Annotated in this window: 22 protein-coding genes, 1 tRNA gene and 3 pseudogenes; 9 read left to right on the top strand and 17 right to left on the bottom strand. The window is 61.5% G+C overall.

The window, feature by feature from the left end:
- Window positions 1–257 precede the first annotated feature (257 nt).
- The 3 genes from DN412_RS34630 to DN412_RS34620 all read left to right on the top strand — a co-directional run bounded on the left by DN412_RS34630 (window position 258) and on the right by DN412_RS34620 (window position 2,275).
- Window positions 258–839 carry an NAD(P)H-dependent oxidoreductase gene (locus DN412_RS34630; RefSeq protein WP_115215692.1) on the top strand — a complete coding sequence of 194 codons (582 nt, stop codon included), beginning with the start codon at window positions 258–260 and terminating at the stop codon, window positions 837–839.
- Between the two features lie 421 nt (window positions 840–1,260).
- Window positions 1,261–1,698 (top strand): universal stress protein, encoded by a 438-nt coding sequence (locus DN412_RS34625; protein ID WP_115215691.1) that lies wholly within the window; start codon window positions 1,261–1,263, stop codon window positions 1,696–1,698.
- Window positions 1,699–1,849: 151 nt separating this feature from the next.
- Window positions 1,850–2,275: an ACT domain-containing protein gene (locus tag DN412_RS34620; protein WP_115215690.1), complete on the top strand. Its 426-nt coding sequence runs from the start codon at window positions 1,850–1,852 to the stop codon at window positions 2,273–2,275.
- A 268-nt stretch (window positions 2,276–2,543) separates the two neighbouring features.
- Here DN412_RS34620 and DN412_RS34615 read toward each other — a convergent pair whose 3' ends face one another.
- The 7 genes and pseudogenes from DN412_RS34615 to DN412_RS34590 all read right to left on the bottom strand — a co-directional run bounded on the left by DN412_RS34615 (window position 2,544) and on the right by DN412_RS34590 (window position 5,903).
- Window positions 2,544–2,891, bottom strand: coding sequence for a YkgJ family cysteine cluster protein (locus tag DN412_RS34615; RefSeq protein WP_115215689.1), 348 nt, complete (start codon window positions 2,889–2,891; stop codon window positions 2,544–2,546).
- Between the two features lie 90 nt (window positions 2,892–2,981).
- Window positions 2,982–3,149 carry a hypothetical protein gene (locus tag DN412_RS43925; protein ID WP_167471165.1) on the bottom strand — a complete coding sequence of 56 codons (168 nt, stop codon included), beginning with the start codon at window positions 3,147–3,149 and terminating at the stop codon, window positions 2,982–2,984.
- Window positions 3,146–3,328 (bottom strand): sigma factor-like helix-turn-helix DNA-binding protein, encoded by a 183-nt coding sequence (locus DN412_RS34610; RefSeq protein WP_244222921.1) that lies wholly within the window; start codon window positions 3,326–3,328, stop codon window positions 3,146–3,148. Before DN412_RS34610 ends, DN412_RS43925 begins: the two co-directional genes overlap by 4 nt.
- A gap of 37 nt (window positions 3,329–3,365) precedes the next feature.
- Window positions 3,366–3,443: pseudogene (locus DN412_RS45000) on the bottom strand (hypothetical protein); the annotation flags it as partial.
- 142 nt (window positions 3,444–3,585) lie between these two features.
- Window positions 3,586–4,746 (bottom strand): DUF1275 domain-containing transporter, encoded by a 1,161-nt coding sequence (locus DN412_RS34600; protein ID WP_115215688.1) that lies wholly within the window; start codon window positions 4,744–4,746, stop codon window positions 3,586–3,588.
- 40 nt (window positions 4,747–4,786) lie between these two features.
- Window positions 4,787–5,617: a fused MFS/spermidine synthase gene (locus DN412_RS34595; RefSeq protein ID WP_115215687.1), complete on the bottom strand. Its 831-nt coding sequence runs from the start codon at window positions 5,615–5,617 to the stop codon at window positions 4,787–4,789.
- A 13-nt stretch (window positions 5,618–5,630) separates the two neighbouring features.
- The gene (locus DN412_RS34590; RefSeq protein ID WP_244222918.1) at window positions 5,631–5,903 is read right to left on the bottom strand and encodes an HPr family phosphocarrier protein; all 273 of its coding nucleotides are present in this window, start codon (window positions 5,901–5,903) and stop codon (window positions 5,631–5,633) included.
- A 156-nt stretch (window positions 5,904–6,059) separates the two neighbouring features.
- Here DN412_RS34590 and DN412_RS34585 point away from each other — a divergent pair, with 156 nt between their 5' ends.
- Entirely contained in the window at window positions 6,060–6,263 is a 204-nt protein-coding gene (locus DN412_RS34585) for a ribbon-helix-helix protein, CopG family (protein ID WP_010810540.1), read from the top strand.
- A gap of 63 nt (window positions 6,264–6,326) precedes the next feature.
- On the opposite strand, the gene DN412_RS34580 is transcribed toward DN412_RS34585, so the two are convergent.
- The 7 genes from DN412_RS34580 to DN412_RS46055 are packed head-to-tail and all read right to left on the bottom strand — an operon-like array spanning window position 6,327 to window position 13,791.
- Entirely contained in the window at window positions 6,327–6,851 is a 525-nt protein-coding gene (locus DN412_RS34580; protein ID WP_114135876.1) for an NADH-quinone oxidoreductase subunit B family protein, read from the bottom strand.
- The gene (locus tag DN412_RS34575) at window positions 6,851–8,401 is read right to left on the bottom strand and encodes a hydrogenase large subunit (RefSeq protein WP_115215685.1); all 1,551 of its coding nucleotides are present in this window, start codon (window positions 8,399–8,401) and stop codon (window positions 6,851–6,853) included. The genes DN412_RS34580 and DN412_RS34575 overlap by 1 nt, the downstream gene beginning before the upstream one ends.
- 4 nt (window positions 8,402–8,405) lie before the next feature.
- Window positions 8,406–9,860 carry a hydrogenase 4 subunit F gene (locus tag DN412_RS34570; protein WP_115215684.1) on the bottom strand — a complete coding sequence of 485 codons (1,455 nt, stop codon included), beginning with the start codon at window positions 9,858–9,860 and terminating at the stop codon, window positions 8,406–8,408.
- 1 nt (window position 9,861) lies between these two features.
- Complete coding sequence (locus DN412_RS34565) at window positions 9,862–10,521, bottom strand: formate hydrogenlyase (RefSeq protein ID WP_115215683.1); 660 nt, start codon at window positions 10,519–10,521, stop codon at window positions 9,862–9,864.
- An 11-nt stretch (window positions 10,522–10,532) separates the two neighbouring features.
- Window positions 10,533–11,480 carry a respiratory chain complex I subunit 1 family protein gene (locus tag DN412_RS34560; protein WP_115215682.1) on the bottom strand — a complete coding sequence of 316 codons (948 nt, stop codon included), beginning with the start codon at window positions 11,478–11,480 and terminating at the stop codon, window positions 10,533–10,535.
- Between the two features lie 10 nt (window positions 11,481–11,490).
- Window positions 11,491–13,512 (bottom strand): hydrogenase 4 subunit B, encoded by a 2,022-nt coding sequence (gene hyfB / locus DN412_RS34555; protein ID WP_115215681.1) that lies wholly within the window; start codon window positions 13,510–13,512, stop codon window positions 11,491–11,493.
- A 3-nt stretch (window positions 13,513–13,515) separates the two neighbouring features.
- Window positions 13,516–13,791, bottom strand: a complete 276-nt coding sequence (locus DN412_RS46055) for a ribbon-helix-helix protein, CopG family (protein ID WP_114135870.1) — start codon at window positions 13,789–13,791, stop codon at window positions 13,516–13,518.
- A 274-nt stretch (window positions 13,792–14,065) separates the two neighbouring features.
- On the opposite strand from DN412_RS46055, the gene DN412_RS34545 reads away from it, so the two are divergent.
- The 3 genes and pseudogenes from DN412_RS34545 to DN412_RS34535 all read left to right on the top strand — a co-directional run bounded on the left by DN412_RS34545 (window position 14,066) and on the right by DN412_RS34535 (window position 15,373).
- Window positions 14,066–14,293: a DUF2188 domain-containing protein gene (locus tag DN412_RS34545; RefSeq protein WP_115215680.1), complete on the top strand. Its 228-nt coding sequence runs from the start codon at window positions 14,066–14,068 to the stop codon at window positions 14,291–14,293.
- A 727-nt stretch (window positions 14,294–15,020) separates the two neighbouring features.
- Window positions 15,021–15,204, top strand: a pseudogene (locus tag DN412_RS45735) (fumarate hydratase); the annotation flags it as partial.
- Between the two features lie 92 nt (window positions 15,205–15,296).
- Window positions 15,297–15,373: transfer RNA gene (locus tag DN412_RS34535), tRNA-Ile, on the top strand.
- A 113-nt stretch (window positions 15,374–15,486) separates the two neighbouring features.
- On the opposite strand, the gene DN412_RS34530 is transcribed toward DN412_RS34535, so the two are convergent.
- Both DN412_RS34530 and DN412_RS34525 read right to left on the bottom strand, forming a co-directional pair.
- Complete coding sequence (locus tag DN412_RS34530) at window positions 15,487–15,861, bottom strand: PHA-granule associated protein 4 (RefSeq protein ID WP_115215679.1); 375 nt, start codon at window positions 15,859–15,861, stop codon at window positions 15,487–15,489.
- A 380-nt stretch (window positions 15,862–16,241) separates the two neighbouring features.
- Complete coding sequence (locus DN412_RS34525) at window positions 16,242–16,442, bottom strand: hypothetical protein (protein WP_115215678.1); 201 nt, start codon at window positions 16,440–16,442, stop codon at window positions 16,242–16,244.
- Window positions 16,443–16,792: 350 nt separating this feature from the next.
- Between DN412_RS34525 and DN412_RS34520 the strand changes: the two genes are divergently transcribed.
- On the top strand, window positions 16,793–16,996 hold the full coding sequence (locus DN412_RS34520; RefSeq protein ID WP_013954359.1) for a cold-shock protein: 204 nt from the start codon (window positions 16,793–16,795) through the stop codon (window positions 16,994–16,996).
- 108 nt (window positions 16,997–17,104) lie between these two features.
- On the opposite strand, the pseudogene rpoD reads toward DN412_RS34520, so the two are convergent.
- A pseudogene (gene rpoD, locus DN412_RS34515) lies at window positions 17,105–18,193 on the bottom strand (RNA polymerase sigma factor RpoD); the annotation flags it as partial.
- Window positions 18,194–19,482: 1,289 nt separating this feature from the next.
- On the opposite strand from rpoD, the gene DN412_RS34505 reads away from it, so the two are divergent.
- Window positions 19,483–19,965: a 2OG-Fe(II) oxygenase gene (locus tag DN412_RS34505; protein ID WP_208647714.1), complete on the top strand. Its 483-nt coding sequence runs from the start codon at window positions 19,483–19,485 to the stop codon at window positions 19,963–19,965.
- Window positions 19,966–20,546: the final 581 nt, after the last annotated feature.

The following is a 20,546-nucleotide window of genomic DNA, read 5'->3' as shown; positions in this document are numbered from 1 at the left end:
CAGCACTGCTAAAAAGCAATAGATAAATACTAATTTACATGGCTACATAATAGCCTCAAAAATAGCCGAAACCCAGCGCCGAGGCGGGTTCCGGCCATTTGGGAAGTCAAAGTTCGGGTTAGAGATGAAACGCGCCAGCCCTGAATCCGTTGTCATGTTTTTTGTAAATCTCAATAGTTCAGCCGAGAGTGCTACGCCAGCCCCGAATGCCTTTGCCTGGTAGGCTTACTGTGTCATAAAAGAACTGTAGCAATAACATGTCGAAGCGCATCGTGATCATCCAGGGACATCCAGACCCATCGGGCCATCACCTGCTGCATGTGCTGGCCGACGCTTATGCTGAAGGCGCGACCGCGGCAGGGCACGACGTACAGCGCATCGAGGTGGCGAAGCTCGACTTCCCCCTGCTTCGCACGCAGGTGGAGTTCGAGACCGGCGCATTACCTCCCGCTTTGAAGCAACCAAGGGAGGACATGCGCTGGGCGGAGCATTGGGTATTTCTGTTTCCGCTCTGGCACGGAACCATGCCAGCGCTGTTCAAGGGTTTTCTCGAACATATCTTTCGGCCCGGCTTTGCCATGGAATACAGGAAGGGAGGGTTCCCGAAGCGACTGCTCGCTGGCCGCTCGGCGCGCATCGTCGTGACCATGGGAATGCCGGTGCTGCTGTATCGCTGGTACTTTGGCGCATATGGGGTTCGCGGCTTTGAGCGCAGTATGCTGAGCTTCGCCGGGATCAAGCCGATCCGCGAGAACCTATACGGGCTCACCTTTGCCGACGAGAGGAAACGTGCCTGCTGGATCGAGAACATGCGCGCACATGGTGCGCGCGGGAACTGACCGGAGCTTGGCAGGCATATGCATTGAATGTCCGTTTCTTGGCTGCGGATCATCGCCAACGGTCGGAGACGACCAGGGCATCGGCACCGGAATCGGCCGCACGCAAGGCGTGCGGCATCGGGGACGTCCTTCAGGATCACCTTGCCACCCCAGGGCGGCGCCTCGATTGCTCGCACCTGCCATGCCTTGATGTAGATCAACCACGGCTCCGCAGGAGAGGATACTTTAAATATAGAGGCCGCACTTATCCAACAACAGACAAAACCGCGCTTGGGCTTGTGTTCAGTGGGAAGCCCTTGGACCTCCCTGGTGTTCATTCTCACCGGTCTTGCGCTCCGAGGACCTTATGCTCCGCACTCTCAGGCGCAGGGCGGCAAATGGGCGCTATGCGTGAGGGTACTGACCAAGCAAGGAGGGCAACATGTTCAAGCATCTATTGCTGGCGGTCGACGGTTCTGCGTTGGCCGAAGCGGCCTTCCACAAGGCGCTCGTATTGGCGCGCGAAATGAACGCCCGCGCCACCGCGGTGCGAGTCTGTCCGAATTACCACGTGCTGACCTATCAAGTTGAAATGCTGGCGGACACCCGCGAGGAGTATGTCAAGGCGGCGGGGGAGGAAGCGACGCGATACCTGACTGGCATTGCACGGCAGGCCGACACCGCCGGTGTACCTTGCGAAACGACCTATGTGGTCAACGATCACCCATACGAGGCCATCATCAAGACCGCCGAAGACAAAGGCTGCGACCTGATCGTGATGGCATCGCATGGACGGCGCGGTGTACAAGGCTTGCTGATCGGCAGCGAGACGCTGAAGGTCCTGACCCATAGCAAGATCCCCGTGTTGGTCTACCACTAAAGCCATGGCATCCAGGCACGTCCGCCGTTCGCCGGAAAAAGACAGCTTCTCGCTGAGCATCAATCCAATGGACAGTGCGCCACGGCAGGATATCGAGCCAATACCCGGAGCGGCCTCTTGCATCGAACTAGTAGAGCAAGGAGAAACGACGATGGAACTGCTCGTGGAACAAGTGGAAGTCTGGGTGGCGAGCATCCCGGACGAACCGGGTGGGCTGGCTGGGGTCTTGACAACCTTGCGCGATGTGGGGGCCTACTTGCAACTCATTATTGCACGGCGCAGTCCAGACAGGCCTGGCGAAGGCGTCGTGTTTGTCACGCCGTTGCAGGGTGATCGCGAAATGGTGGCGGCTGCCGTCGCCGGATTCAATATTGCGCAGAAGCAGCACTGCGTTCGCGTCCTGGGCAGCAATCAGCCAGGGCTTGCCGCTGCATTGACCGAGGACCTTGCCAAAGCGGGGATCAACCTCCGTGGCTTTTCAGCGGCGGTAATTGGTACACAATTTGTCGCCTACGTGGCCGTTGACTCGCAGGCAGAGGCGGACCGGGCAGCGGACGTCCTCAAAGCCGTTGCTTGAAGGAGCGCGCATGACGCGCTCGCGATAGGTATCAAGACGCGTTGCGTGCCCCGGTTTGCGCGACGTGCACAACGCCACGGATTCGATTAGCGAATGCACCCCCGCGACAGACCAGACTCGCGCCCGATCTCATTCAGCGCCGAGTTGGTCTGGACCGAGGCGCAGATACCGCCGGCTTGCCGGCCGCCAGCGTTGGCTTTTTTGCGCAAGGCGGCCACACGATAGCGCATTGCCTGCGCCTCTTTGTTACCGCCGGTGACCTCTTGCCTCAGACCAGCACGTGACGTGTCTCCAGAAAGAAGCGCTGAATCTCTTGTTCGATGTCCGGATCGATCATTTTGTCCGGCTGGTTTCCGTTCGGGCAGGCAAGCCTTGGGGTCGTTCCAAACAAGCGACAAATCAGGGGGCGCTCCGAATACACGCTGCATCCCTTGGTATCGAGATGAGGGCAACTCAGGTTTGCCAGCGCAGTCTCGTGCTCGGCATCGCTCTTAACGGGAAGCCTCGACATCTCTTCCGTTGAGGTCGTCACAGGACCACAACAGTCATGACATCCAGGGGTGCACTCGAATGTGGGAATTTGTGAGCGCAAAAATCTGATCGTTTGACTATTCATTGGTGCAGGTATCAGACAGTGGGCCAAGGGCGAGCCGAGGCAGCGGAGGTTGCGCGCTACGTTCATCCCAACTGTACGCCGCGATCTTTTTTAGCTACCGTTCCCCGGCAGTAATCCGAGGAACTCAGACGCCTCTTGCATCGCGCTCTCGGCCAGCTCACGGGCTTCCTCGCCTCCGCCGGGCGTCATCAGGCCGGCCAGTGCTGCGTAGAGCAAGTGGATCAGGTCCACGGCACGGTGATACTGTTCGTCGCTCATCTCATTCTCTCTACGAAGCCATCGAGCCGTGTCGCCAGCCCAGGTTTGCGCAACTTTCGCAATGCCTGGGATTCCAGTTGGCGGATGCGCTCGCGCGTCAGACCGAACTGCGCGCTGATTTGATCCAGCGTGTAGTCGGTCTGCAGCCCAACGCCAAAGCAGCGTCCGGTCGATGGCACCTGATGTTTCGTCGCAATCCGGAAGCTGATCGCTCAGCTCACCACGCGTCAGGAAACCGCGCTCTTTGCCAAGGGCGATCAGCGCAAGCAGGTTCGCGCGTAGGTTCGCGCTCATTTCATGAGCGCTCACGCGCGATCCCGCGCCTCGCTCCCGCCTGAGGCGTTCGCAAACGGCATCATTTCTGCCCCAAGGCGACAGCCAGACCGTGACTTCGCAATGGGACTGGCCAATGGCTGTGCCTGATCGGGCCGCCGTTTCAGTTGCCTCCCTGACCGGGAAGACGTTGCACGAGCCAGATCAATGCCAACATGACCGCAACGGCCCAGAGCGTCACGATCACCAGCGCCGCAACGTGGCTGACGGGGCGGTGGGCGGATGCCGCGGCCGCCGCGCGATGCTGGCGCATTACCTCGACCGGAATCCACCGTATTGCCAGCAACAAGCCCAGCGGCACCACCACCACGTCATCCAGATAGCCGAGCACCGGAATGAAATCGGGAAACAGGTCAATGGGCGATAAGGCATACGCGGCGACCGGCAAGGCCAGTGCTTTCGCATACCATGGCGTGCGGGGATCTTGAGCGGCCAGCCAGACGGCGTGCACATCTTCCTTGACTGCGCGAGCCCAACGCCGGGAACGTGCGATCAAATGAGCCAGAAGATCCCGGCGCCACAAATGCAGACGCACATCGTCCAGCACCGGAACCGCAGCGAGGGCAAGCAACAGGGTTGCCAGCGCAAGCGTGGCGCTGAACCCGACGTGCTTGAACCCCAGGGCGCCAATGACGCCGCCGGCAAAGAACAATACGACAAGCGTGATGAGTACCTGTAGCTTATGCCGATTGGCGAGCACCGGCGGCTTGCTCGAATCGGCCCTGGACAGGTTCCAATAGAACAGCTTGCCCAGTTCGATACCGATGTCGGTGACCATGCCGGTCACGTGCGTGGTGCGGATCTCGGCATTCGACAGCTTGGTGACCATGGCATTTTGCAAGCCCATGATGAAACAGAGCACCATGACCGTTGCCGGCACGAACAACCATTCGTGGTGCTCGAGATTGCTGCCGAGCAGGCCAAAACACACCAACAACAAGGCTTCCAGCATGAGCGGCAATGCGTATTCGCTATGCAGTCGCTCGCGCCGAGCCCAGTTGATCAGTACCGCTGAGCAGGCGGCGCCCGCCAGGAACGACAGCAAGGCCCCGAGGCCGTCCAACATCAGCCAGAAACTGCCAAGCGCCAGGTTGTCGGCCATGGCGGACACAACGCCCGACATGTGCGAGGTGTACTGCTGCACGGCCAGGAAGCCGCCTGCGTTGGTCGCTCCGGCCACAAACGCCAGGTAGCAGGCCAGTTGCCGATTGCTGCTGGGACTGCGCTCCTTCCCAGTCAGCTTGCGCAAGTACAGGATAGGCATGGTTGCGTTGGTAAGGAGGCCTGTGCGCGCGGGGGCGGTGTCAATACCGGACCTGCGGTCTTGCCAGCTTCGGCCAGGCCGCACGGTCCGAAGCAAGGCGTTCGCCGCGTTTCAGGCGGCGAGCGGCCGCGCTCAGGCTTAGCGAATGCGCGGTTTCCAGGATGCGCGCTCGCGCCATCAGCGCGTGCAGGGAGGGCAGCTTGTGCGCCCCTTTCCAGGCAAACAGCGTGTAGTTAGAACTGTCTTCGGAAAGAGAAATCGACATCGACTGGCCGAACACGGTGCTGACTTCCTCCAGGTAAAGCGGGATATCGGGATCGCTTTCGAGAAAATTCGCGACCAGCACGCCGGTATCGGCCAGGCGGGCATGACAGGCGGCATAGAAGTCTGCCGTCCCCAGCTGCACCGGCATGCCATCGGCCAGGAACCCGTCCACCAGGATCACGTCCGGTCGCGCATCCTGGTTCGCAACATAGTCGGCGCCATCTGCGCAAACCACCTCAAGTCGTTCGTCGTCCTGCGGGATCTGGAATTGCTCGCGCAGGGCGATGACCGCCGGATTAATTTCAATTGCCACGATCTTGGTGTTGGGCAGATGCCGGTAGCAGTACTTGGCAAGCGAACCGCCACCCAGGCCGATCATTGAGATCCTGGCGGGGACTGGGTGCAACAGCAGGAATCCCATCATCGTCCGGGTATAGCCCAGCACGAGCTTGTCGGGATCCTTGCGCGACATGAAGCTCTGGGTGGCGAGCGCGTCGAAATGCAGGGACAGGGCGTGCTGGGTTTCCAACACCTTGGGCGTACCGTCGTGGCTCGCCTCGGCAAGGAACTCCAGGTAGGCGTCGAAGGAGGTGCGGTCGGCATGCATAGCTCAGGTTCCATCAAAGCGCCTTGGGGAGTGCCTCTCCCCGCAACAATGCCGCGATGGTGACGACAGCGGCGGCCTCATCCACTCCGTCCGCCTGGATGCGTATGTGCGTTCCCGCCCGAGCGGAAAGGCGCATGACCTCCATCACGTGCTTGGCGTTTGCAACCCAGGGGCCACTGGTGAGCAGGATCTCGCACTCAAATTGATTGGCCGTGAAAGCCAGCCGTGCGGAATTCCGGCCTTGAAATGCGTTCCCAGCAGTTACCTCTATCGTCACTTCTACCACTGCGCCCCTCATCAAAAAAGTGGTGCCCCCAAAAGACTCGTTTGCGCGGGACCGCGCGCACTACCAGCATGCACAAAAGTGCCGGAGGCATGCCGGCGCATCTTCGAGATGTATATAATGATAATACCATTATTATATGATGACATTGTTAGACGCATGGAATCCAAGACCGCCCGCCTGACCGTATTGATCGATCCGGAGAAGAAAAAAGCCTTTGAGGCGCTCTGCGCCGCCCAGGACCAGACGCCATCCCAAGTCGTTCGCCAGATGATTCGCGACTATTTGCAGCAGTACGAGGTGGACTACGCCACCCGGCCGACGCTCGGAGCGCCAAGGTCAGTGGCGAAGGAACGCGGGTGATGCAGGAAGGGGCCAGCCGGTGCCCACGCTCAGGTGCACACCGCTGTTGCCAGGGCCGGATCACTAGCGCCTTGTGGCACCGGTCTGCCGGACGGCGCTTAGTATTGCGCGAAGGATCTCTATCGGCGGCGGTGGACAGCCCGGCACGGTTATGTCTACCGGGATGACATTGGCGACACGGCCGCAGCTCGCATAGCTCTCCCCGAAGATCCCGCCAGTACAGCCACAGTCGCCTACCGCCACCACCAGTTTCGGCTCCGGGGTTGCCGCATAGGTGCGCAGCAGGGCCTCTTCCATATGACGCGAAACGGGTCCCGTCACCAGGAGCATGTCGGCATGGCGCGGGCTTGCGACGAACTTGATGCCCAGGCCTTCGATGTTGTAGTAAGGATTGCCGAGTGCGTGGATTTCCAGTTCGCAGCCATTGCAGGAGCCGGCGTCGACCTGCCGGATCGTCAGCGCCTGCCCGAGAATGTCGAGCAGCTCCCGGTGGATGCGCTGGATGGAGGCGGCCTCGTCCGCCGCGCCGGGCGGAGCAGGCTCAGTAACGATGCCGGTATGTGCGATCTGCCTGAGGATTTTCCACATCAAAGATCGTGCCCCGAATAGCTGAGGTTGAAGGATTTGTTGATCAGCGGAAAGTCCGGCACGATGTTCCCGATGATGGCATGCTCCAGCACCGGCCAGTTCTGCCACGACGGGTCGTGGCAATGGCAGCGCAGAATGCGGCTGTCATCGGCAAGGTCGAGCGCGACCAGGACTTCGCCACGCCAGCCCTCCACCCATCCCACCCCGATAGCGGCCCCGGCGGGCGCTTGCGGAACGATTCGCGTGGCACCCTCCGGCAGGCCTGCACAGATGGCACGGATCAGTCGCAGCGACTCCAGCACCTCATCGAATCGCACCGCCACCCGGGCGGCGACATCGCCGCCGCGGTGCGTGGCCACTTTCACGGCGAGGCTATCGTAGGGCCGCCAGGCGTGGTCGCAGCGCAGGTCCGCGGCGCGACCGCTGGCGCGTCCGGCCAGGCCGGTAAGCCCAAGCCGGGCGGCAAGCTGAGGCGTGACGCAGCCTGCTCCAAGAAATCGGTCCTGCAGGCCCGCATGTTCGTCGTACACCGCACGCAGCACGCGTACTTCCCGCTCGATGTGGCCGCACTGCTGCTCCAGGCGCTCAGCCATGGCTGGTACCAGGTCTTGCGCAACGCCGCCCGGTACCACGGCGTCCATCATCAGCCGGTGGCCGAAAGCCTCTGCGGACAACCGCTGCCAGTCTTCGCGCAGGCGCGAGAATTGCGCCAGGCCGAAGGCCAGCCCTGCGTCATTGCCCAGCGCCCCCAGGTCACCCAGGTGATTGGCCACCCGCTCTTGCTCAAGCATCAGGGCGCGCAGCCAGTCTGCCCGCGGTGGAGGCGCGCAGCGCCAGGCGGACTCCAGTGCCATGCAATAGGCCCAGGCATAAGCCACGGTGGAATCGCCCGAGACCCGGCCGGCCAACCGGTAGCCCTCGGGCGGCGCCAGTTCCATGAAACGCCGCTCGATGCCCTTGTGGGTGTAACCCAGGTGTTCCTCCAGCCGCAGCACCTTCTCGCCGACCACCGAAAAGCGGAAGTGGCCGGGTTCGATGATGCCGGCATGCACCGGCCCGACCGCGATCTCGTGCACCCCGTCGCCCTCCACGCGCACGAAAGGATAGTTGGCAGGCAATATGCCGCCGGTGGCCGCACCCGCCGGCGCGCCGCCTTGCAGCGGCCGCGCCCCTACCGGCCACAGGCCGTGGTCCAGCCAGGGCCGGCCATCGCGGCTGCCCTGCACGGTGATACCCACCAGGTCGGTCATGGCACGCTGCATCCGGCCCGCGCATGGGAATACGCCGGCCAGGTCCGGCACGGCGGGCGCGATGCCATCCAGCCGCAGTTCGAGCCACATCAACCCCCGCGGCGTGGCGTATGTGACGCATGCCGTCAACGCACCGCCGATGGCACTCCGATCAACGCCCCACAGCGCAACGAGGCGCCCGCCAGCGTCCGCCACCGCGCGGGCCGTGGCCGACCAGCCGTCTGGATCGACCCGGCCATGCCAGACTGGCAGCGGCGCGGGCAGCCGCTCCAGGTTGAGGCCGGGATCGGACAGTGTCATCGGTTCAGCTCCCAAGCATTGCGGCTGCCTGCCGGTACCAGGTGTCGAGATAGGGCGGAATATAGAGGCCCAGCATCAGCCCCAGGGCGAGGTGCGTGAACACCGGGACCAGCGCTGGCGGATGCGCCAGCGGCATGAGCGTGGTGTCGCCGAAGACCATCGGCTGCACCCGGCTGAACACCGCGGCGAACGCCAGCCCGAGTGCCAACAGCAGGAAGGGCGTGGCCCACGGCTGTTCGCGCATGGCGGTGGTGACGATCAGGAACTCGCTGGCAAAGACCCCGAACGGGGGCATGCCCAGGATGGCGAGCACTCCTACCATCAGGCCCCAGCCGACCGTGGGACTGACACGGATCAACCCGCGAATATCGTCCATGACTTGCGTGCCCGCCTTCTGCGCGGCGTGGCCGACGGCGAAGAAGATCGCTGACTTGACCAGCGAATGCACCGTCATGTGCAGCAGGCCGGCATAGCTGGCGATCGGCCCGCCCATGCCGAAGGCGAAGGTCATCATGCCCATGTGCTCGATGGACGAATACGCGAACATGCGCTTGATGTCGCGTTGCCGGATCAGGAAGAAGACAGCCGCGACCACCGATAGCAGGCCGAACCCCATCATCAGGCGGCCGGTCAGATGGTTGCCCAGCGCCGCATCGGTCAGCACCTTGCAGCGCAGCACGGCATAGAGCGCCACATTGAGCAGCAGACCGGAGAGCACGGCGGAAACCGGGGTTGGCCCCTCGGCGTGGGCATCGGGCAGCCAGTTGTGCAGTGGGACCAGGCCTACCTTGGTGCCATAGCCGATAAACAGGAAGGCAAATGCCAGCGTGATGATGTTGGGATCGAGCTGGCGCTTGACCGCGTCCAGGTTGGTCCACAGCAGGGCCCCGCCCTCCGGGCCGATGACCTGCTCGGCGGCCATGTACAGCAGCACCGTACCGAACAGCGCCTGGGCAATCCCCACCCCGCACAGGATGAAGTACTTCCAGGCGGCCTCGAGGCTCGCGGCGGTGCGGTAGACGCTGACCAGCAGCACCGTGGTCAGCGTGGCGGCCTCCATCGCAACCCACACGATACCCATATTGTTGGTCGTCAGCGCCAGCAGCATGGTGAAGGTGAAGAGCTGGTACATGCTGTGGTACAGGCGCAGCCGCGGCGGCGTCATCTTGCCGTGATCGTGCTCCACCCGCATGTATGGCCGCGAGAAGATCGAGGTGGTCAGGCCCACGAACGCGGTCAGCGCAACCAGAAAGACGTTCAGGGGATCGATATAGAACTCCCGGTCCCATGCCAGCATGGGACCATCGGCGACGATTTGCACTGTAAGCATGCAGGCGGCGAGGAATGTGCCCAGGCTGAACGCGACATTGATGTCGCGTGCGCGCTCGCGATGTCCCGTCAGCGCCAGCACCAGCCCACCGGCGAGCGGAAATCCGAGCAGAAAGGCCAGCGCGGTCAACTCAGTCCTCCTTCAGCTTCTCAAGGTGACGGATGTCCAGGCTGTCGAACTGCTCGCGGATCTGGAACATGAACACACCCAGGATCAGCACGCCAATCAGCACATCCAGCGCGATGCCCAGCTCGACCACCATCGGCATGCCATAGGTTGCGGCGGTAGCGGCGAAGAAGAGGCCATTCTCCATCGCCAGGAAGCCGATGACCTGTGGCACCGCCTTGGAGCGCGTAATCATCATCAGGAAGGACAACAGCACGCAGGCCAGCGCAATGCCGAGCGTGCCGCTGGCCAGCTTCAGCGACAGCCGCGAGATCGGCATGGTGAGGTTGAAGGCAAAGATCACCACCAGGATGCCGATCAGCATGGTGGTGGGAATGTTGATCAGCGTCTCGACGTCCCGGCGGATCTGGAGACGATCGATCACGCGGTGCAGCAAATAGGGGATAAGCAACACCTTGAGTATCAGGGTCAGGACGGCCGACAGGTAAAGGTGCGGCTGGCCCGTCACGTAGCCGACGACGGCGGTGGCCAATGCCAGGGTCGCCCCCTGCAGCGTGAACAAGTTGATCAGCGACAGGATCCGTCGCTGCGAGATCATGGCGAAGGCGAGGATCAGCAGCACCGCGCCGAGCAGGTTGACGAACTGGGTAAGGAGCGCAGTCATTGTTCTGTTCGTCAGTGAGCCAGCAGCAGGTGGACCAGCATGCCGATCACCGCCAGCAGAAAGGCGGTGGCCAGGAACTCCGGCACGCGGAAGATGCGCATCTTGGCGCTCGCCGTCTCCAGCGTCGCGAGCAGGACCCCACCCACGATGAGCTTGAACAGCAGCGCGGGCAGCGCCAGCAGCATGGCCAGGGGGGCTTGCGCTTCAGCGATTCCCCACGGAAAGAACAGCGCCAGGCCGATGCAGGAATAGGCAAACAGCTTCAGGCTTGCCGCCCACTCAAGGAGCGCCAGATGCCGGCCAGAGTATTCCAGGATCAGCGCCTCGTGGATCATCGTCAGCTCGAGGTGGGTGGCGGGATTGTCGACCGGTATACGGGCGTTCTCGGCCAGGGATACCATGGTGAACGCCACGCCGGCAAACGCCAGGCCCGGATAGATGGCCAGGTCCCGGTGGGCAATGGTCTCGACGATGGTGGTGAGCGAGGTCGATTTGGAGATCAGCGAGGCGGAGAACAGCACCATCAGCAGCGCCGGTTCCGCCAGGAAGCCGATCAGCATCTCGCGCCGCGCGCCCAGCGTCCCGAAAGCGGTGCCGACGTCCATCGCCGCCAGCGAGATGAAGACCCGCGCCAGCGCGAACAGGCCGACCAGGGCGATCGCGTCGGCGGCCGGTGCCAGTGGCAGATCGGTGGACACGGTAGGGACGATCGCGCAAGCCAGCGCCATGCAGCCGAACACCACGTAAGGCGTGGCGCGGAACAGCGGCGAGGCATTGTCCGCGACCACCGATTCCTTGTTGAACAGCTTGTGCAGCATGCGATAGGGCTGCCAGAGGCTGGGCGCCGATTTGTTCTGCAGCCAGGCACGCCACTGATTGACCCAGCCGGTCAGCAGCGGCGCCAGCGCGATCGAGATCACGATCTCAAGCAGCTGTGACAGGATTCCGGTCGGGTTCATGCGGCCCTCATCACATCACGGCCAGCAGCGTGGCGGCCAGGGTCAGGAAGCTGTACAGCAGGTAAGCCGAGATGCGTCCCTGCTGCATCAGGCCGATCAGCCGGGCCAGGTACGACGCCAGATCGATCATGGGGACATACATCCAGCGCCAAAAATGGTCCGCCACTGTGACCCGGTAGTGCGGCTGCTCATCGAATGGCGTCGGCAGGTCGCGGCGCATCAGGAAAAACGGGTCAAATATCTGCCGGATCGGCTGACCGAAGCCTTCGGCAGTGTCCTGCATGCGCGCGGTGCCCCATGGGAAGCCGCAAGCCCAGGGCGGGCTGCGGCGAAGCCGACCGTGGTAGAAGCGGCGCACCAGCATGTAGGCGAGCGCAAAGCTGGCCAGGATGCCTGACAGGAATATGACCGGCCCGTAGCTCGCCTGGGCCAGGCCGTTCGGCGCCAGCAGCCAGCCGCTGGCCGCGGTCCGGGCGCCGAGTCCGCTCGCCACCAGTTGCTGCGTCACCGGATCGATCAGCTGGACGAACTGGGTCGGCAGCAGGCCAAGCGCGAGGCAGCCCAGCGCCAGCCACAGCATGCCCGCACGCTCCCAGCTTCCAGCGTCGTGCGCATGGGCCAGTTTGGGCTCACGCGGCTGGCCGAGGAAGATCACGCCGAAGAACTTGACCATGGTGTAGCCGGCCAGGGCCGCGACCAGCGCGATCAGCGCGGCGACCACCGGGATCAGCATGGTCAGTATTGGCTCCGGGAGACCCGGCGTGAACAGGAAGCTTTGCAGTAGCAGCCATTCCGAGACGAAACCGCCGAGCGGGGGCAGTCCCGCGCTGGCCAGCACGCCCAGCAGCGTCAGCCAGCCCACCCATGGCATATAGCGAATCAATCCGCCCAGCTTGCCGAGGCTTCTCTCGGCAGTGGCATGCAGCACGCTACCGGTTCCCAGAAAGAGCAGGCTCTTGAAGAAGGCATGGCTGGCGACATGGTAGAGCGCGGCCGTCAGGGCCAGGGCAGCCATTGGCTTCATGCCATAGGCTGAAAATAGCAGTGTCAGGCCCATGGCAACGAAGAGCAGGCCCATGTTCTCGATCGACGAATAAGCCAGCAGCCGCTTCATGTCAGTCTGTACCGCGGCGAAGACCACGCCGAACAGCGCGGTGGCCAGTCCAATAGCCAGCAGCAACCCGCCCCACCACCACAGACGCATCTGCAGCAGGTCGAAGGAGACGCGCAACAGACCATAGATGGCGGTGTTGAGCATGACGCCGCTCATCATCGCGGACACCGGTGAGGGCGCTGCCGGATGCGCCTCCGGCAGCCAGATGTGCAGCGGCAGGACGCCAGCCTTGGCGCCGAACCCGAACAGGGCCAGCAGGAAACCGGCGGAGGCCCAGAACGGCGTCAGCGCCTGGGCTCGCATGTTGGCAAACGTATACTCGCCAGTGTTGGCCTGCAGCACACCAAAGCACAACAGGATCACGATCGCCCCGATGCGCGCCATCGTGATGTAGAGATAGCCGGCGGCGCGCACTTCGGCGATGCGGTGGTTGGCGCTTACCAGGAAAAACGATGACAGCGCCATGGTTTCCCACATCACCATGAACGAGTAGGCGTCGTCTGCCAGGATCACTCCGGCCATGCTGGCGAGAAACAGGTGGTATTCAAGACAAAGGAGGCCCGGCGGCGTGCCTTCCCCCTTGCGGAAGTAGCCTGCCGCAAACGTGGAGATGCCAGCCGCCGCGCCCCCCATTACCATCAGGAAGTAGGCGGACAGGCTGTCGAGCCGGACGTGGAACGGCAGCGATGGCAGGCCAATGGGCAGCACGGCTGCCTCAGGCGTGCCGGACACAGCGTGCAGCGCCAGGCCGAACAGCGCGAGCCCTAGCAGTCCCCCGATGGGGAACAGCACGTGCGATACCAGGGCAAACCGATGCAGCGCCAGGACCCCTGCCACGCCGATAAGCAGCCAGGCTCCAACCACAACAAGCATCCAGTCGAGATGGAGCCATTGCGTGAGAGGGGGCACGCTGCTCATGGATCAGGCTCCGCGACGGGTCGCACGGCGCTTGGCAGGAGGTGCCGCGTCGCGCCGCGACGACGCGCCGACCGGTTGCCTCTCTTTGCCCATGGCTTTTGCCTTGTCCGTGTCCACACCGCTGGGCACGTACTGGACGCCATGCTGGGCCAGGTAGTCGCGGATAAGCCGCCGTATCACCTGCGAGGCAGTCAGATCCTGTTGTGCGCAAAGGCGCTCGAAGGCAGCCTTCTTGTTGGGATCGATGAGCAACGTAAGCCGAGCGGTCTTTTGCTCCATGGGAGCCTCAAGATGGCAATACGATGATTACATGAATCACATCATAGATGATGGCCATGCGAATCCAAAGGCCTGGACGCTGCCATTCCTTTACTACCGACGTTCACGCTACTTATGACTAGGAAGCCGGGCGCATTCAGCTGACGCCGGGGCCAGTTGGCAAAACGCTGCAACCAGGGCACATACACTGGACGGTGTCGCACATTCGTCGCTGGCGTTTCCGGCGAGCCTTCGTCAAAATTGAAGCATTTAGGGCTGGCAGGAGGAAGACGCCATGCACGCACACAATATCCACGTCATCCCAACCGGCAAGTATGGCTGGGTCGTCGAGGTTGAAGGCGAAGACGAAGCGAGCGCGGAATACCTGACGCAGGATCAGGCTGTCGCCGCGGGCACAGAAAAAGCGAAAGAGGATGGCGTTGAACTGTTCGTCCACGGCCGCGACGGCAAAATCCGCGAATGCAACACCTGCATCAAAGATTCACAGAAAATCAAGGGCTAGCTGGAAACTCGTCATTCCCTTCCTGACAATGCCGTAGCCTGAGGCTACACGCGGCCGGAAGTGGCCGCATGCCGAGGCGCTCTCGGCTGAGCGCATACGGCGTAATCAATGCACCGACCATGGGCAAACTGTCCCGCAGTTTGCGGGAGGCAACAGTGCGCGCGGAGGGCGGGTTTGGTACTGAAGAATCAGTACGCGAGTTCGGGCTCGCGCCGACGATCGCCGCGTGCCGGCACCCGATTCTAGGCATTCTGACCGGTACCCGCTTCAGTCTGCTCCTGCGGTCGCGAACCGCATTCGTACACGGAACTGCTAATGGTCTACGCCCCGGTGCTGGCATACGTAGCTAAACTGGTTCCCGCGGAGCGACAGACCAACAGCGCTGTTAAGGCATCCTTGCGCCGGCTGAGTATTAGATGCTAGTCCCTGCGAAACGCTGCCTCTCCAGTGAATACAGTTGCGAAGTTGCTGATCGACGCCTGGGACCGCGGCGAAAATCTGGACTAATGTCAGTGCATGGACTCTGTCGCTTCCCCGTCGATCTGTTTGCGCAAGGTTGCGAAACGCTCTTGCACAGTCTCTCCAAATAGCAGATCTGAGCTAGGCGGATCGGTGGCCGCAATCATCTCGGACTTCTCGCTCCCGGTTTCGCGCTGCCGCGCCAGTGCGGGCTGAGCATTCCGCGCTGTCCGCTGATTACGCCGGCTGCCATAAACGTCATCACACAATGATGAGCCAGTCCGCTATTAGGTCTGCCAACCGCTGCGGTTATACTCCGCGCTTCGTGCTCGCACGCGAAGCTCAGGCAGCGAAGAAGCACTTGCTAAAACTCCGCGCCGACACGAAGAAGGAGGCAATCGACGCGGCGAAGCGCGAGGTTGCCCAGGCGGTGGAAGCCGCAAAGTCCGCGTTTTTCCAGTTCGCCTGCAGCGCTATAGAACAGCGGCGGTGGAAAACTGTTCGCAAGAGGTCGCCTTCGGGTAACATCTCGCGCTCCACGCAAGGGCCGGAAGCTTAAGTGGTATAAGCCGTCGACTCATAATCGACTGATAGTGGGTTCGAGTCCCACCCGGCCCACCAATAATAATGGTTCTCGGCATGCGAGGGATAGTAGTGGGATACAACGACGCTGTCGAGTACCCGTGCTTCCCTACAGCGAACTGTTCATTGTCGAAAGGGCAGACCGCACCAGCTTACTCTGTCCACTGTGCATCCACCTCTCTCATCAAGTGCCCCGCGAGAATATAGTCCCCCAACTTCGCCGCCTTTGCCTCCAGGCTCTCTAGCTCATCTGCTGGCAAGTTGTTGAGCTCAAACTGACAGTACAGATTCCGCTGCCGGAACGTTATCTTTGGTCGCAATAGGCCGGCAACGAGCGCAGCCGGCGAGCGGACGGCTATGTTTTCGTGCCCGCGATACTCGACGCGTATCCCAACCTTCTGGCCGAGCCTGCCGAGTTCCACAGCATCCTGCCAACCTGACTCGTAGTCCAACTCGACCACCGCTACTCCCTCTGTCTCCAGGAGCTTCAGTGCCTCCCCTCTGGTTCCAGCTCGAGCTGTCGCCATTCTGTCCTCCGCTGCTTCCCTCGGCGGGCGTACGCGTATTTGCCAGCCGCAAAACAGGGTGTGTGGCTATTCGTGCCCTTCTTCGGCCCTGGTCCTATATTGCACGGCAACATTGTAAGGGGGCAGCTTCGTTTGCTTGCGGATTTGGTGAACGTGATCAGGGAAGGAAGGTAGTACTGCGCGATCAGAAGACTGTTGCGTAGGTGATTTACGGTGCCGAATCAGAGATTCGACGACGGACGATGATGGCTGACATGGGCCGGCTACCGCCGTTGCGCTTCCGCGATCCCCGGTCGACAACGGTTAGCCGCAGCATACGGGCCAAGAAGTGCATGGGGCCGGCGTTGCCGGGACACGGCGATTGGGCACGAAACGAAGTCTTACCGAATGCTTCGCACGGCTTCGAGCATGGAGTGTCCTTGACTCGTCAGGCGGGGATAAGCATTGCCGCTATCATGCCCGTTCTCCATCGTGACCAGTTTGTGGGCCAGCAAGCCGTCCAATTGATCTGGTTCGAGATCATCGATATCTTGCGCATCGCCAAGCAGTAGTAGCGCGGCGATTTCGTGCGGACTTAGCATGGCGGCCTCCTTTGCCGGCCTTTGCCGGGGTCGGAAAATGGAACCTACGACAGCTGGTCCGTGGATCGAATTCCACGAAGACGATGAGAACGGCAGTGAATGCATCGGTGCAAGGGACGCGCAGGAAGCGCACACCGGGCATTCACCGTAAACTCTTTGGTCGCCGGAATCAAGCGACGCGTGTGTTGCGTCGCAGCAGGATCAATCAATGCACCGGGGCATTTAAAGGCTTGTGAAGCCTCGACCAAAGGGATTGTCGGCGACGGCCCACCCGTGATACAAGATAGCCGCACATTTGGCGCAGGCCGGTGGCGTCATTTACAACTAGTCTTCCTTGGAACATTCAGAACATGGCAACAGGTACCGTCAAGTGGTTTAACGATGCAAAGGGTTTTGGGTTCATCACGCCGGACGACGGCGGCGATGACCTGTTCGCGCACTTCTCCGAGGTTCAGGGAAACGGCTTCAAATCACTTCAGGAGGGCCAGAAGGTCAGTTTTGAAGTCAAGCAAGGTCCCAAGGGGAAACAGGCAGCGAACATCAAACCGCTGTAAGAGTTCCGCGCTGCAAACGCGTCCTGTCAGGGCAGCGATCGGGCCGATGCGTGATCGCTGTGGGTCTGGGGTAGGGCGTCGAAAGAGGGGCGGACTCCTCGCCTTTGCTTAGCGCTCGAGAAAGGGCCTCAACTTGTCAGCGCGACTGGGATGCATCAGCTTGCGCATCGCCTTGCTCTCAATCTGACGGATCCGTTCGCGGGTCACGTCGAACTGCTTGCCGACCTCTTCAAGCGTGTGGTCAGAGGCCGTATCGAGCCCGAATCGCATCCGCAGGACCTTGGCCTCGCGCGGCGACAACTCGTCGAGTGCCTCATCGATCGCGGCGCGCATGTTCGCGTGAATCGCGGCCTCAGTCGGTGAACTCGCAGAGACATCCTCAATCATGTCACCGAGCGTCGCGTCGGCATCGTCGCCCACAGGGGTCTCGAGCGAGACAGGTTCCTTCGCGATCCTGAGGATACTGCGCACTTTTTCCTCGGACATCTCCATGCGCTCCGCGAGCACGGCGGGATGCGCTTCCTGTCCCGTCTGTTGCAGGAATTCGCGCGAAATCCGGTTCAGCTTGTTGACCATCTCGATCATATGCACCGGCACACGAATGGTGCGCGCCTGATCAGCAAGCGCACGCGTGACAGCCTGGCGGACCCACCAAGTGGCGTACGTCGAAAACTTCCAGCCGCGCCGGTATTCGAACTTGTCCACCGCCTTCATCAGGCCAATATTGCCTTCCTGGATCAGATCCAGGAACTGCATGCCGCGGTTCAAGTATTTCTTGGCAATTGAAATGACAAGACGAAGATTCGCTTCGATCAGCTCCCGCTTGGCCTGCCGCATTTTCAACTCCGCGGCACTCATCTGGCGGTTGATCTGCTTGAGCTGCTGAAGTGGCAGCGAGGCCCGGGCCTCGATGTCGATGAGTTTTTGTTGCCCGGCCTGAATGGCCGGCAGATGTCGCTCAAGCGCCGCGCCAAATTGCCGCGAAGTCGCCGCCATGCGGCTGGTCCATGCAAGGTCGGTCTCGTGGCCCGGGAACGAATCGACAAACGCCTCGCGTGGCATGCCGCAACGGTCGACGGCGATCTCCAGGATGCTGCGTTCGATCGCACGAACCTCGGTAATCTGTGCGCGCACACTGGCGCACAGGCGGTCGATGGTTCTGCCCGTAAAGCGGATCGGCGCCAGTTCGCGCTGGATCCCTGACGCAAAGAATTGTCCGGCCTCGGGGTGTCCCATGTTCGGTGGAAGAATTGTCGCGGGTTTCGGAGCCATTCCTACCTGAGGATGGCTTTTTGTTTTGATTCGGGCCTTTTGCTAAGCGGGACTCTTGGCGCCTGTGTCTTCTCGTCCCCCGCCGTGGTCAATCAACGCGGCAACATTCGAGTGCCGCAAACGGCATGTCTGTCATCAGCGGCGCATGAGCAGTCCCCCAATTAATAATTTCACAACCACGAAATTATTGGGTTTTGATGATCCCAGCGGACGGTCATAGCTCGGTCGTCTCTAGCCCCTATGCGCAGGTCGCAACTATGCGTAGGTCGCGCAGGGGCGCCTGATCGAGTCCGGCAGCGGCGCAGCTTCTGGCATGGTGGTTCAGTCGAGACCTGAGCATAGTTTCCGCTGCAGACTGAAGTGGTGGTGCAACTTAAAGCGGCCATGATGGCTTTCGCGATTCGGCGTGCCGTACAGGGTCATTACACTCTGGCACGGCCACGAGAGCTCCAAGACCACTCCACAGTTATGTCAAAGCCAACCCTCGATGAAAAAGAAGGTACCCGCACAAATAAGGCTCGCCGACACATACCATGCAGGTTATGGGCACGGGATCGATGCATGCGGTTCCTACGGATGCTATAACTATGCGCAGACAGTATCGGGCCAGGAACCCTCGGAGTTGGTCCGGTACCGAGAATTTCACGCCATCTACGCATAGTTGCGACCTGCGCATAGGGGTCTATGCAAATCTCTGCATAGCGACCCGATGCCGCCGTTAGGTCCGACGTTGCCCCAAGGGCCGTTGCACGTAATAAGCGTCGGCCAAGGCCATCGCTCGAGCCGAGCATCAACGATCGGTTTGTTGTCCCACTCGTGTAGACTGCGCCGTGGTCCCGACAGATCGACTACCTCGACCCGGCTCTTCCTCCTGGGTCCGGGGCATGTCAATGCCCGCGTTCGACGTGACCCCAACAACGCTTGATGGTTTTGACCAGCTTGTTGCGGACCCGAGCGAGTACTCGATCTAGCCGCGAGCGGAAGAGCAAATAAAAAGGAATGCGTTTCTGGAACACCCCCTGAGTGAAGCGGAAATCGAACGGCTGGTTGATTGCCTGATCGGCGACGCCGCTCCGGACCAGGCAATCGATGGCTCGGCGAATTCCCAATCCAGCGAATTCGACATCGCGACAAGTGCGCTCGCCGTCAATGGCTGGTGTGTCATGTCGAACTTTTTGCCCCAGACTCAGACGCAGGCCTTATCGACCGAATGTATGGAGATGCACGACGCGCAGCTGCTGACACCAGCCCGTGTAGGGGTCAATCGCGCTGCCACGCTTTTGCGCGGCGATAGTACGCGCTGGTTCCAACCCGACGCGCTAAGCACGCGGCAGCAGGCGTTCGCCGATCGCATCGAAGCGCTACGCCATGCGCTCAACCGCGACCTGTTTCTCGGTCTGGTCGATAGCGAATCACACTACGCGGTATATCGGCCAGGCGCCGGATACGCACGCCACCACGACTGCCTACGTAACAACGACAGCCGCGTGATTTCCGCCGTTTTCTACCTCAACGAAGCGTGGCAGGACGCCGAGGGCGGCGCACTGCGGCTCTACCTTGCCGATCAGTCATATCACGACGTCTTTCCTCGCGCCGGAACGCTGCTGTTGTTTCTCTCGGCACAGTTTGAACACGAGGTGCTGCCCGCCACGCGCGATCGCATGAGCATCGCATGCTGGATGAGGCAGCGGGTGTAAGCCGAGGCGCGTGAGCAGCTGTGATTCACGTCCATGATCGCGCCCTTGCGGATCAGGTTGACAATCAGTTATCGAATTTCGTTAGTGTCCAGATCGGCATGGTGCCGATGGCATACGCGCGAAGCTAACGCCGAGTCACGACATCGCACAACCGCCGATAACTACGGGGGCAGGAAACCGTCTACAACGGAAGCTTGCCGTGTACTGAGTTGCGACGATCGATCCCAAATGTCCGCTGCCGTGGGCGAGGCGTCGTTCGAGTGTCCGTTGAATGCATTGGACGGATGGCTGAATGTGGCCGGCTACTGCCGTTGCGCTCCCTTCAGGCTCGCCAGCAGTCGTGGGCCGGAGCGCGCGGGAGCCGGGAGAGGAACGTGACGCTGGCGTTTCTGGGCCACCGGCAATAAGGCACGATAACGCCTTATCATGCCAAGGGGCTGGGCGTGCCGACCCTCTACTACGCTTGCGGAGTCATGAAGCGCCTGGTCGGTGATGCCGATCCATATGCCGGGCCAGTATGTCTACTTTGCGAACTTGCTTTGCTGGCCACCATCCCAGCACCATGGCGCACGGAGGCGCCT

The sequence above is a fragment of the Cupriavidus lacunae genome (assembly GCF_003353055.1).
GTDB lineage: Bacteria > Pseudomonadota > Gammaproteobacteria > Burkholderiales > Burkholderiaceae > Cupriavidus > Cupriavidus lacunae.
This window is presented reverse-complemented; position numbering and strand designations above follow the sequence as displayed.